9 protein-coding genes are annotated in these 11,896 nt (G+C 73.7%); 2 read left to right on the forward strand and 7 right to left on the reverse strand.

Going from position 1 to position 11,896, the window contains the following annotated elements; all coding sequences use genetic code 11:
• Positions 1 to 2 precede the first annotated feature (2 nt).
• From EW117_RS10780 to EW117_RS10810, 7 genes are all read right to left on the reverse strand, one after another.
• Positions 3 to 2,192: an acyltransferase family protein gene (locus EW117_RS10780; RefSeq protein WP_129786553.1), complete on the reverse strand. Its 2,190-nt coding sequence runs from the start codon at positions 2,190 to 2,192 to the stop codon at positions 3 to 5.
• A 159-nt stretch (positions 2,193 to 2,351) separates the two neighbouring features.
• Complete coding sequence (locus tag EW117_RS10785) at positions 2,352 to 4,076, reverse strand: dipeptide ABC transporter ATP-binding protein (RefSeq protein ID WP_242504217.1); 1,725 nt, start codon at positions 4,074 to 4,076, stop codon at positions 2,352 to 2,354.
• Positions 4,073 to 4,576 carry a GbsR/MarR family transcriptional regulator gene (locus EW117_RS10790; protein ID WP_207211835.1) on the reverse strand — a complete coding sequence of 168 codons (504 nt, stop codon included), beginning with the start codon at positions 4,574 to 4,576 and terminating at the stop codon, positions 4,073 to 4,075. The genes EW117_RS10785 and EW117_RS10790 overlap by 4 nt, the downstream gene beginning before the upstream one ends.
• Before the next feature lie 22 nt (positions 4,577 to 4,598).
• On the reverse strand, positions 4,599 to 5,510 hold the full coding sequence (locus EW117_RS10795) for an ABC transporter permease (RefSeq protein ID WP_242504218.1): 912 nt from the start codon (positions 5,508 to 5,510) through the stop codon (positions 4,599 to 4,601).
• A complete protein-coding gene (locus EW117_RS10800; RefSeq protein ID WP_129786555.1) occupies positions 5,503 to 6,429 on the reverse strand; it encodes an ABC transporter permease in 927 nt (308 codons plus the stop codon). The genes EW117_RS10795 and EW117_RS10800 overlap by 8 nt, the downstream gene beginning before the upstream one ends.
• On the reverse strand, positions 6,426 to 7,832 hold the full coding sequence (locus EW117_RS10805) for a M14 family zinc carboxypeptidase (protein WP_129786557.1): 1,407 nt from the start codon (positions 7,830 to 7,832) through the stop codon (positions 6,426 to 6,428). The genes EW117_RS10800 and EW117_RS10805 overlap by 4 nt, the downstream gene beginning before the upstream one ends.
• The gene (locus tag EW117_RS10810; protein ID WP_129786559.1) at positions 7,829 to 9,439 is read right to left on the reverse strand and encodes a peptide ABC transporter substrate-binding protein; all 1,611 of its coding nucleotides are present in this window, start codon (positions 9,437 to 9,439) and stop codon (positions 7,829 to 7,831) included. Before EW117_RS10810 ends, EW117_RS10805 begins: the two co-directional genes overlap by 4 nt.
• A gap of 164 nt (positions 9,440 to 9,603) precedes the next feature.
• Between EW117_RS10810 and EW117_RS10815 the strand changes: the two genes are divergently transcribed.
• Both EW117_RS10815 and EW117_RS10820 read left to right on the forward strand, forming a co-directional pair.
• A complete protein-coding gene (locus EW117_RS10815) occupies positions 9,604 to 10,245 on the forward strand; it encodes an FMN-binding negative transcriptional regulator (RefSeq protein ID WP_129786561.1) in 642 nt (213 codons plus the stop codon).
• Positions 10,246 to 10,445: 200 nt separating this feature from the next.
• The gene (locus EW117_RS10820; protein ID WP_340641083.1) at positions 10,446 to 11,894 is read left to right on the forward strand and encodes an amidohydrolase; all 1,449 of its coding nucleotides are present in this window, start codon (positions 10,446 to 10,448) and stop codon (positions 11,892 to 11,894) included.
• The last annotated feature ends 2 nt before the right edge of the window (positions 11,895 to 11,896 follow it).

The following is an 11,896-nucleotide window of genomic DNA, read 5'->3' on the forward strand; positions in this document are numbered from 1 at the left end:
GGTTACCCGGGTCCGGCCGTGTTCCCGTCGTCGAACAGCCAGGGTGTGACGGATCGGAGCTGCCTGCCGAGCACGGGCCTGAGCGTACGGACGTACGTGTTCGTCAGATGGTCGTCGTCGCGGTACACGAGCACGTTGCCGACCACGGCCGCGCAGGTCTCCGGTCCGCACACCGAGTCGGTGAGGTCCAGGTGGACGACGCCGTCGGGCACGCCGGGCGCCGTCGTCACGGGGGAGACGGCGGCGAGCTGCTCCGCGCGCGGCCGCCCGCAGGCGTCGGGGGAGCCGGCGGCGTCCACGCACTCGGGCACGAACCACTCGAAGCGCGGGTTGTCGCGCACGGTCACCACCTGGATGCCGGCGTCGTCCAGCACACGCCACGCGTCGGCCTGGCCGGGCAGCACCTCCTCGGGCGAGCCGTCCTCGTAGGTCCGCGTGCCCACGACCACGACGACGTCGGGGCGGGCCGCGACCAGGGCGTCCAGCGCCTGCTCGTTCCACGTGGCACACGCCGGCGTGTACGCCGGGCCCTCGTCGCCCGACGTCGCCAGGCGGCAGCCGTGCTTGAGCATCTCGCGCAGCTCCCAGCCGTGCTCGCGGGCGAGCGCCACGAAGGCCTCCTCGTACTGCAGCTCGTGCGAGGCCCCGGCGAGGTAGACGACGGCGCCCGGGTCCGCCGGCGCCACGACCGTGCACTCCAGCACCTCGGCCCGCTCGCGGTCCTGGACGCAGCCGGGCCGGCCGGGGTGGTCGTCGTACGCGACCCAGGTCGCGGGCCGGAACGGGGCCGCGGACGGCGCCTCGGCGCGCGCTGTGCCCGGCGCCAGCGCGGCGGCGCCCGGATGCTCCGGCGACGGTTCGAGCAGCCCGGCGACGTTGCTCCGCACCGTCGCGTCGTGTGCGGTCGCCGCGGCCTGGGTGCCGCCGAGCACCAGCACGGCGGCACCGGCCAGGACCGCGAGGATCCGTCTGCCCGACGGCGTCGTGGCGGCCCGGGTGGCGGCGTCGCCGCCGGAGCGGGCGGGGCCGGGCGGCCGGCTCGTGGTCGTGGCCCGGCGTGCCGCCAGGCGGTCGGTGACGTGGGTGAGCAGCGGCTCGGCGACGTACCGCGTGGTGAGCCACGCGAGGGCGGTGGAGGCCGCCAGGATCCCGGCGCCCGCGGCCGGGCTCACGTGGTGCGCGCCGGTCGCGAGGAGCCAGAAGACCAGGACCGGCCAGTGCCAGAGGTACAGGGCGTACGAGATGCGCGCGCCGAAGCGCAGGGGAGCGCTGTCCAGGAGCCGTCCGACGCCGTGCGCAAGCTCGCCCGGCTCCGTCCGCTGCGGGACCGTCGCCAGCAGCACGAGTGCGGCGCCGCCGACCGGCACGAGCGCCCAGGCCCCGGGGAACACAACGGCGCCGTCGACCAGGAAGCCCGACCCGACGACCAGGGCGAGCCCGGCCCAGCCGGCGACGTCCTGCCCGCGGAACGGGACTCCCCGGCGCAGGGCCAGCGCGAGCAGCGCGCCCGCGCCGATCTCCCAGAACCGGGTGAACGTGCTGAAGTACGCGGTGGGCTGGTCCGCAGAGACGAGCCACAACGCGTAGCCGAACGACGCGGCGGTGGCCGTGGCCGTGACGACGGCCAGCAGGACCGTGGGCGTAACCCCGCCGCCGCGGCGAGCGAACCGTCGGGCGCAGGCGGTCAGGCCGAGCACCACCAGCGGCCAGACGGCGAAGAACTGGCCCTGCACCGACAGCGACCAGAAGTGCTGCAGCGGGCTCGCGTCGGGCCCGGCGGCTCCGTACGCGAGCGCGGCCTGGATGAGCTCCCAGTTCTCCCAGAAGGTCGCGGACGCCCCGACCTCCCGCAGCACGGACGACCAGCGCATCCGGGGCGCCAGCGTGAGGAGCGCGACGGTGACGGCGGCCAGGACCACCAGCGCGGCCGGGAGCAGTCGGGTCAGCGTGCGCGCGTAGTGCGCGGAGAGCCGCAGCGTGCCGGCTTCCGCGCGGCGCAGCAGCGCACCCGTCGCGAAGTACCCGGACAGCAGGAGGAACACGTCGACGCCGCCCGAGACCCGGCCGTGGCCGAACAGGTGGAACGCGACCACGAGGATCAGCGCGAGACCACGCAGGCCGTCGACGGCGCCGATCCGCTCGGACGGGCGTTGGGCTGGGGGCGCCGTCGGCGCACCGGTGACGACTGGCACGCCGCCGAAGGTAGAGGTGGTGCCTTACGCGCAGGTAGACCGCACATGACACCCAGCACTGGATTTTCACCCGGCCAGCCGTCCTGACCGTGGTTCAGCAGGCTCCGGCAGAGCCGTAACCCCCGGGCAGATGGTCGTCCCGAGCCTGCTGAACGCGAGTCAGCTCCTGGCCGTGGCGCGGCGGGTTGCCTGTTCTGCCGGGTCCGGGACCGGGGCGGCCGCCAGCAGGCGCCGGGTGTAGTCCTGCTCCGGGCTCCCGAGCACGCGCGTCCGCTCGCCCGCCTCGACCAGCCGGCCCTGGTGCAGGACGGCGACCCGGTCGGCGAGCTCGTCCACCACCGCTAGGTCGTGGCTGATGAACAGGCAGGCGAACCCGAGGGACCGCTGCACCTCCCGGAACACGTCGAGCACCGTGGCCTGCACGGAGACGTCCAGGGCCGACGTCGGCTCGTCCGCGATCAGCAGGTCCGGACCCAGGGAGATCGCCCGGGCGATGGAGACGCGCTGGAGCTGGCCGCCCGAGAGCTCGTGCGGGTAGCGGGACACCCACGCCGCGGGCAGCTCGACGCTCTCCAGCAGCTCCGCGGTGCGCCGCTCGAGCTCCGCCCCGCGCAGGCCGGCGTGGACCAGCAGCGGCTCGGCGACCGACTCGCCGATCGAGTACCGCGGGTTCAGGGACGCGGCCGGGTTCTGGAACACGACACCCACCCGGGACCGCGCCGCCCGGACGGTCCGCGGCGAGTCGTGGCCGGGCCGGGTGCCGACCACCTCCACGGTGCCGGACGTGACGGGAGCGAGGCCGAGCGCGCAGCGCCCCATCGACGACTTCCCGGAACCCGACTCGCCGACCAGGGCGACGATCTCGCCGGGCCGCACGCTCAGCGTCACGCCGTCGACGGCGCGGACCGCCCGACCGCGCCGGTCGCGGTACTCGACCACGAGCTCGTCGAACGCGAGGGCCGGCCGGGCGGACTCGGTGGCGCCGCTCGGCCGCTCGTGCGTCCCCACGCGCGGGACGGCGGCCAGCAGCTCGCGCGTGTACGCGGCCCGGGGCGCGTCGAAGAGCTGCCGCACGGGCGCCGTCTCGACCACCTCGCCGGCGCGCATCACGACCACCCGGTCGGCGAGGTCGGCGACCACGCCCATGTCGTGCGTGATCAGCACTATCGACGTCGACACGCGCTCCCGCAGGCGGCGCAGCACGTCCAGCACCTCGCGTTGCACGGTGACGTCGAGCGCCGTCGTCGGCTCGTCGGCGAGCAGCACCTCCGGGTCGCACGCGAGCGCCATCGCGATCATGACCCGCTGCGCCTGGCCGCCCGAGAGCTGGTGCGGGTAGAACCGGAGCCGCTGGGCCGGGTCGGGCAGCTCGACCATGCTCAGCAGCTCCACCGCGCGGTCGCGCCGCTGCGCCCGCGACAGGTCCGGGGCGTGCCGCCGCAGCATCTCGTCGAGCTGGAAGCCGACGGTGAACACCGGGTCCAGCGCGCCCGAGGAGTCCTGGAAGACCATCGCGACACGACGCCCGCGCACGTCCTGCAGCGCGCGCCGGTCGAGCCCGATCAGCTCGACCGGCTCCTGCCCTGGCCCGCCCAGGCGTGCGCTGCCGCCCACGACGGCGTGGCGTCCCAGCAGGCCCAGCAGCGCGAGCGAGGACACGCTCTTGCCGGAGCCCGACTCGCCGACGATCGCGAGCACCTCGCCCGGTAGCACGTCGAAGGAGACACCGCGCACCGCCGCGACGTCGGGAGCGCGCCCGTCGTCGACCCGGAAGGAGACGGTCAGGTCGCGGACCTCGAGCACGGGCGCACGGCCCGGGGCGCTGCCGGGTGCGTTGTCCAGTGTGGCGTCCGGTGTCGCGGCTGCGGAGGCGGGATCGGTCACGGTTCTCCTGTTCCGTCCGCCGAATGGGCGTCGCGGTACGCCTCCCAGTCGGCGAGCATCTTGCGGTGGTACCCGGCGAGCCATTCGTTGTAGTTGCGCGCGTTGACGAGGCGCTTGTGCGGGCCCTCGGCGTCACCGGCGATCGCGAGCCCCTCGTCGATCACGGCCCGCAGGTGCGTCAGGTAGGCCCGTTCGCCGGCGAGGAAGCTGCCCCAGATGTCGTCCTCGACGCGGAAGTAGTGGTGCCGGTCGCCGAGCACGGAGTGCCGCTTGATGAAACCGACCTCGACCAGCCGCCGGGTGCCCGTGGACACCGCCCCGGCGCTCGCCTTGAGCAGCCGCGCGATCTCCTGCGAGGACAGGTAGGGCCGGTCCACGATCATCAGGAGGGCGATGATGCGGCCCTCCATCCGCGGGCTCCACGTCAGCGCGAACTGCTCCACGAAGTGCTCCACCGCGGGGCCGAGCACGAGCTCCTCAGCTGGGGTCTGGCTGGTCATGGGGCCACCCTAGGTTCCGGGTTCACGAGCGACCCCTCGGGTCGAGCACGTCGCGCAGAACGTCACCCAGGGTGATCATGGCCAGCACCGTGATCGTGAGGACCACCCCCGGCGCGACCAGCATGTGCGGCGACGTCTGGAAGAACGACTGCGCGCTGGACAGCTGCAGGCCCCACGAGATCGACGGCGCGTTGAGGCCCAGGCCCAGGAACGTCAGGGTGGACTCCGCGACGATGACGCCGCCCACCATCGTCGTCGCGACGGCCAGGACGGGGCCGAGCGCGTTGGGCAGCACGTAGCGGGCGATGATCCGCCGGTCGGGCAGGCCCATGGCACGCGCCGCCTCGACGTAGGGCGCGTCGCGCACCGTCCGCACGGACCCGCGCACCAGCCGGGCCATCGTCGGCCACGAGAACAGGGCGAGCACCAGCGCGACGGTCACGGCGGAGCGCGTACCGACCGACGTCAGCACGACCACCGCGCCCAGCAGGAACGGGAAGCCGAGGAACACGTCGGTCAGCCGGGCCACGACCCGGTCCAGGAACCCGCCGTAGTAGCCGGCCAGGGTGCCGACGACGAGCGCGACGGCCAGCGCCAGCGCGGTGCACAGCAGGCCGACGGTGAGGGACGCCCGGGTGCCGAACACCACGTTGGCCCACACGTCGCAGCCCTGGACGTCCGTGCCCAGGACGTGCTCGCCGCCGGGCAGCAGTGCGCTCTGGGCCAGGTCGCAGGCCCGCGGGTCGGGCTGGCCGAACCAGCCGGCGAAGGCCGACGGGACGAGCGCGACCAGCCCGAGCACCGTGAGCACGGCGGCGGCCACCCAGAACAGCGGACGGCGGCGCAGCGTGCGCCAGACCCCGCGCCGGGCGACGGCAGGCGCCGGTCCGTCGGCGGTAGCGGCGGCCAGCGACTCGGTCAGGGGTTCACTCATGGCGGATCCTCGGGTCGAGGACGGAGGCGAGCAGGTCGACCAGCAGGTTGGTGAGCAGGAACACGACGATCAGCGCGGTGGAGACGCCCACGATCGTGGGCCCCTCGTGCGCGCGGATCGCCTGGAACAGCAGCTGCCCGACGCCGGGCAGGTTGAAGACGCCTTCGACCACCACCGTCCCGCCGAGCAGGTAGCCGAGGTCGATCGCCAGGAACGTCAGCACCGGGATCGCGGAGCTGCGCATGACGTGCACCCCGACCACCTGCCGTTCGCGCAGGCCCTTGGCCCTCAGGGTGCGCACGTAGTCCGTACGGAGCGTGTCGACGACGGAGCCGCGCATGAGCCGGGCCACGGACGCCAGCCCGAACACGGCGATGACGGCGGCGGGCAGCAGGTACGCCGTCGGCCACCCCTCGCCGGTGCCCGCGACGGGGAACCAGGAGAGCCGCGCGCCGAGCCACAGCTGCGCGGAGACGGCCAGCACGAAGACCGGGATCGACGTCGCCACGACGGTGCCGGCGAGGATCAGCCGGTCGCTGACCGCCCCAGCGCGCAGCCCGGCGACGAGGCCGAGCAGCACGCCGAGCAGCACCTCGATGCCCCAGGCGGTCAGGGCCAGGGTGATGGTCACGGGCCAGCGCAGCGCCATCCGGTCGGCCACGGACTGGCCCTGGAACGTGGTGCCGAGGTCGCCCTGCAGGAGCCCGCCCAGGTAGCGCAGGTACTGCTGCAGCACGGGCTCGTCCAGGTGGTAGCGCTCGCGCAGCTCGGCCACCACGTTCGGGGCCAGCGGCCGGTCCCCGCCCAGGGCGGCGATCGGGTCGCCGGGCAGGGCGAACACCATGAGGTGGATGATCAGCGTGACGCCGAGGAAGACCACCACCAGGTCGGCCAGGCGCCGGGCTACGCGCCGCGTCATCGGCGTCGGCCCCCACGTTTGGCCAGGACGTGCGACATGGTCAGCGTGGCGCCGTACTGGACGCCGACGAGCCGCTCCACCGGCAGCACCTCGAGGCCGGTCACGGCCTGCGCGTCGGCCAGCCACTCGTCGTAGACGGCCCGGGCGCGGGCGTGCACCCGGTGCAGCCGGGCCGTGGCGAGGCCGGCGAACGCCTCGGCCTCCAGCGCGCGGACCAGCATGCCGCCGTAGCGCAGCCGGAACATGCGCACGACCTCCTCGTTGCTGAACACCTCGGCGCCCGTGGCCGGCCGCGACGGGAGCCGTCCCGCCCGCACGAGCTCGCTGTTGCCCGCCTCCGTCATCATCGGCACGAACGACTCGCTGGCGCGCAGGAACGGGCTGCGCAGCGTGAGGTCGGGCCGGGCGGCGTCGAGCAGGAGGCTCAGGGTGGAGCCGACGTCGACGAGCGCCTCGGCCTTGGCCCGCACGACGTCGGCGTAGTCCGCCGTCGTGTCGCTCGTGTCGTCGGCGGCCGGATGCGACCAGTACGGGAGCTCGGCGATCAGGGTGACGGTCCCGTGCCGCCGGGCGTAGGCCGCGGACCCTTCGCCGCCGACCATCGCCGCGGCGTCGAGCCCGAGGGACTCCAGGTAGTCGTACTCGTCGCGGCTGGAGCCGGCGAGGTACACGGCGGGCGCCAGCCGCCGCAGCGCCGGGGACTCGGGCTCGCCCGTGTCGAGCGGCAGGCCGAGCGCGGCGGGCACGGCGTGCAGCGGGCCGACGGCGTCGGGCAGGTCCTCGCTGAGGTAGTAGTAGACGCCGCCCAGCTCGGCGTTGTGCAGGCTGACCATCAGCTCGGGCCGGAGCTCGTCGATCAGGCGCATGAGCGCCTGGGTCTCCGGGATGACGCCGTCGAAGTAGGCGTCCTTGTACGCGAACGGGAACGTCCACTCCACCTGTTCCCGCGGCGCGGGGCGATAGAAGCCCCGCGCGTAGGCGGTCCGGTCCGTGGGGTCGCCGAACCATCCCTCGTTCAGCCGGGTCCCGTCCGGGTCGATGCACGGAACGAGGTGCCACGTGGCGTCCGTCATCGCGCACAGCTCCGGGTCGGCGACCAGCTCGGCGGCCAGGTGCTGCAGGGTGCGGAACCCGATGGGCTCGTTGGGGTGCACGCCCGCGAACAGCAGGTGCGGCCGGGGCCCGTCGCCGATCGAGAACATCTCGATCGGCTCCCCGAGCCGCGACGTCCCCACACGCCGTCGTCGCACCAGCGACGGGTGGTCGTCGGCCAGGGCCGCGAACCAGTCCAGCAGCGCGTCGACGGTGGGGAAGTCGCTGATCGGCGGGACCGCCCGGGCGCGGACGAGCACGTCGTCGAGCAGGCCGGCGTCGAGCGTCCCGCCGGCGGTCAGGCCGCTCATGCACCCTCCGCGAGGACGACGGCGGTGAACGTCGGGTTGCCGACGGCGGAGGTGGGCAGCTCCGCGACGCGCTCCGAGGTGACGTACGAGTAGGTCTCGAAGAACAGCGGCGGCGCCGGGAAGTCCTCGAAAATCCGCTCCTGCACGGCCGCGTAGGCCTCGGCGGCTGCCTCCGGGTCGGCCTCGGCGTCGGCGCCGGCGATCAGGTTCGCGACGTCCTCCTCGTAGTACGGGATGCAGTTGGGGCAGCCGCCGCCCTCGACGTAGAACGAGCGCAGGGTGTTCTGCTGGCTCGGGTAGAGCGCGCCCCAGCGGGAAAAGAACGGCCCGTCGATGTCGCCGTTCGTGCGGGTCTCGGAGAACTCCGCCCAGTCGGAGCTCGGGGTCGCGACGGCCTCGACGCCCAGGTTCTGGCGCAGCTGGTTGGCTATCGCCTTGTACAGCTCGTCGAGCCCGTTGCCGCCGGGGTAGTAGATGTCGATGGTGCCGTCGAAGCCGCCGGCCTCGTCCAGCAGGGCCTGCGCGGCCTCCGGGTCGTACTCGCAGAACTCGCCGCAGATGCCCTCGGGGGTGCCGGCCTCCACGGCCGGGGTGAACGCGGTGGCCGGGGTGAACAGGCCGCCGTAGACCACCTCGTTGATCGTCTCGCGGTCGATCGCCATGGAGATCGCGTGGCGCACGCGCACGTCCTGGTAGCGCTCGTCCCACAGCGGCAGCCCGAGGTACGAGATGCCGGCCGCCTCGAACGTGTACAGGCGCTCGCCGAAGTCGGCGGAGGCCTGGGGCAGCCGGGCGGCGGGGACGCTCGCGACGTCGATGTTGCCCGCCTGGACGTCGGTGTACGCGGTGGTGGTGTCGGTGTAGGGCACGAACGTGATGCTGTCGACGGTCGGCTCCGGGCCCTGGTAGTCGGTGTAGGACTCGGTCTCGATCGGTTCGTTCTCCACGTAGTCGCCGGTGACCGCGAACGGGCCGTTGCCGACCGGGTGGGTGTTGTACGCGTCCATGTCCTCCAGCGCGGAGGCGGGCATCGGGTACATGGCGGTCTGGCCCTGGCTGACCTGCAGCGGGAACTGCCCGTCGGGGCCGTCCAGGGTGACGGTGAACGTCAGGTCGCCGGTGACCTCCAAACCCGACATCTCGGTGGTCTTCGGCTCGCCCTTCGCCGGGTTGAGGTCGTCGTACCCCGCGATGCCGGCGAGCTGGCCGGAGTTCTCGTACGCGTCGGGCCCGTAGGCGACGGCGTTCCAGGTGTCGACGTAGGACTGCGCGGTGACCGGCGTGCCGTCGTGGAACGTCCAGCCGTCGCGGAGCGTGACGGTCCACGTGGTGGCGTCGTCGGACTCGATGGACTCGGCGGCCAGGTAGCTGAGCTCGCCGTCGGCGTCGACCCAGGTCAGCGGTGACCACACGGCCATGTTGAGGTCGTAGGCCACCGTCTGCCGGGCGGGAACGGTCTGGATCGGGTCGGTCACCGCGACGCTGATGGAGCCGCCGGACGCGGCGTCGTCGTCGCCGGCGCCGGCGGACGCGCCGCAGGCGGACAGGCCGACGGCCAGTGCGAGCGCAGCCGCCGTGCCGGTGAGTCGCCGTTGTCTCGGGTTCATGGTTCCTCCACTCGGTGGCGCGCTCGGCGCTCTGCGGGGTGGTGCTCAGGTGCCGAACAGTTGAGCGCACATCGCCGAGCGAGGTCAATGAAGTTTCAGAAGGAAATGAAAGTTTTACGTCGCCGTCACACCCGGTGGGTGCCCGCGGATGGTTCGATGACCCTGTGATCGACACCCGCGACTACCAGATCGAGGACGAGGACCGCGTGCGCGACCTCATCCGCAACCACGGCTGGGCCACCCTCGTCTCGGTGGCCGACGACGGCGCCCCGGTCGCCTCCCACCTGCCCGTGCTGCTGGAGGAGACGCCGCCGGGGGATCCGATGAGCCTGCTCGGCCACGTCGGCCGGCCGGACGAGGTGCTGCACCGGCTCGACAGCGGACGCGAGTCGCTGCTGATCGTGCAGGGCCCGCACGGCTACGTGTCGCCCGGCTGGTACGACCTGACCCCGGCCGTCCCGACCTGGAACTACGTCGCCGTGCACCTGCACTGCACGGTCGAGCTGCTCGGCCCCGAGGAGACGTACGCGATCCTGTCCGACACCGTTGACCGGTACGAGTCGGTCTTGCCCGATCCCGTGCGGCTGCCCCGGGTCGAGGAGTACGCCCGGCGCATCGCCAAGGGCGCCGCCGGGTTCCGCCTGCGCGTGGTCCGGTGGCAGGGCAAGGCCAAGCTGAGCCAGGACAAGCCGCGCGCTGTCGCCGAGCGGGTGGCCACCGCGCTGGAGACCGACCCGCACTACGCCCAGCCGGCGCTCGCGGCGGAGATGCGCGCGGAGCTCGACCGCAGGTCAGACGGGTTGTGAGCCCCATGGAGCCACTGCTGCTGGCGAACGCCCGCCTGACCACGGCCCGCGTCCAGCCGCTGACTGCAGACTTGGTCGCACCGCCGCCCAGTGCAGAGTTCATCGTTTCAACCGGGGGCGCAGGCGCAACCAGCTCTGCACTCGGCACCAAGTCTGCAGTGGGCAGCGGGCTTTTTGACCTTCTGGTGCGGGGTGGGCGGGTGGACGCCGTCGTGCCTGCCGGGCGGCTCGGCCGGGGCGGAACGGACGCCGGGGGCGTGGAGCGGGTCGACCTCGACGGGCGGTTCGTCCTGCCCGGCCTCTGGGACAAGCACGTGCACCTCACGCAGTGGGCGCTGGTGCGGCGCAGGCTCGACGTGTCGGGCGCCCGCTCGGCCGCCGAGGCCGCGGCGCTCGTGCGCGACCGGCTCGCAGACGGACCTCCGGAGCCCGGCACCGCGCTGGTCGGCTACGGGTTCCGGGACGGCCTGTGGCCAGATACCCCCACGGCCGCGCTGCTCGACGCCGTCGCGGGCTCCGTTCCGGTGGTGCTCGTGTCCGGTGACCTGCACTGCGCCTGGCTCAGCACCGCGGGCCTGCGGTTCGTCGGCGTCCGCTCGCACCCCACCGGCGTGCTGCGGGAGAGCGAGTGGCTGCCGCTGGCCGCCGTCGTCGACCGGGCGCCCGACCACCTCGCCGACACCTGGGTGGCCGACGCCGCCGCGGCCGCCGCGGCGCGGGGCGTGGTCGGTGTCGTCGACCTGGAGATCACCGACAACCTGACCGCCTGGCGCCGCCGGTTCGGCGCCGGGTTCGACGCGTTGCGGGTGCGGGCCGGCGTCTGGACGCCCTGGCTGGATGACGTGCTCGCCGAGGGCCAGCGCACCGGCGACGTGCTGCCCGGAACGGGCGGTCTGCTGGAGCAGGGGCCGTTCAAGGTGGTCACCGACGGCTCGCTCAACACGCGCACCGCCTACTGCCACGACCCGTACCCGGGCCTGACCGGGCCCGAGGCGCACGGGATCCTGTCGGTGCCCCCGGACGAGCTGGTCCCGCTCATGAAGCGTGCCCACGACGGCGGCCTGCAGTGTGCGATCCACGCGATCGGCGACCACGCCAACGCCCTCGCGCTGGACGCGTTCGCCGCGAGCGGCGCGCGCGGGTCGGTCGAGCACGCGCAGCTCCTCGACGACGCCGACCTGGCCCGGTTCGCCGAGCTCGGCGTGGTCGCTTCGGTCCAGCCCGAGCACGCCATGGACGACCGCGACATCGCCGACCGGCACTGGGCCGGCCGCACCGGCCGCGCCTTCCCGTACGGCGCCCTGGACGATGCCGGGGCTGTGCTCGCCCTGGGCTCGGACGCGCCGGTCGCCCTCCTGGACCCGTGGGCCGCTGTGGCGGCGGCGGTCTACCGGGCCAGGGACGGGCGCACCCCCTGGCATCCCGAGCAGCGGATCGGGCTCCGGACCGCGCTGGCGGCCTCGACGGACGGACGCGGTCTGCGTCCGGAGGCGGGCGGCCCGGCGGACCTGGTGATCCTGGACGCGGATCCGTTCGCCGTCGGGCAAGGTGCCAGTGCCGAAGCCGACGCGGCCGCCGCAGCAGCCCTGCGGAAGACGCCGGTGGCGGGCACGCTGCTGGCAGGCCGCTGGACCCACCGGGCGTGCTGAGC

It is taken from the genome of Promicromonospora panici (assembly GCF_900608595.1).
In the GTDB taxonomy this organism is placed as follows: Bacteria; Actinomycetota; Actinomycetes; order Actinomycetales; family Cellulomonadaceae; genus Promicromonospora; species Promicromonospora panici.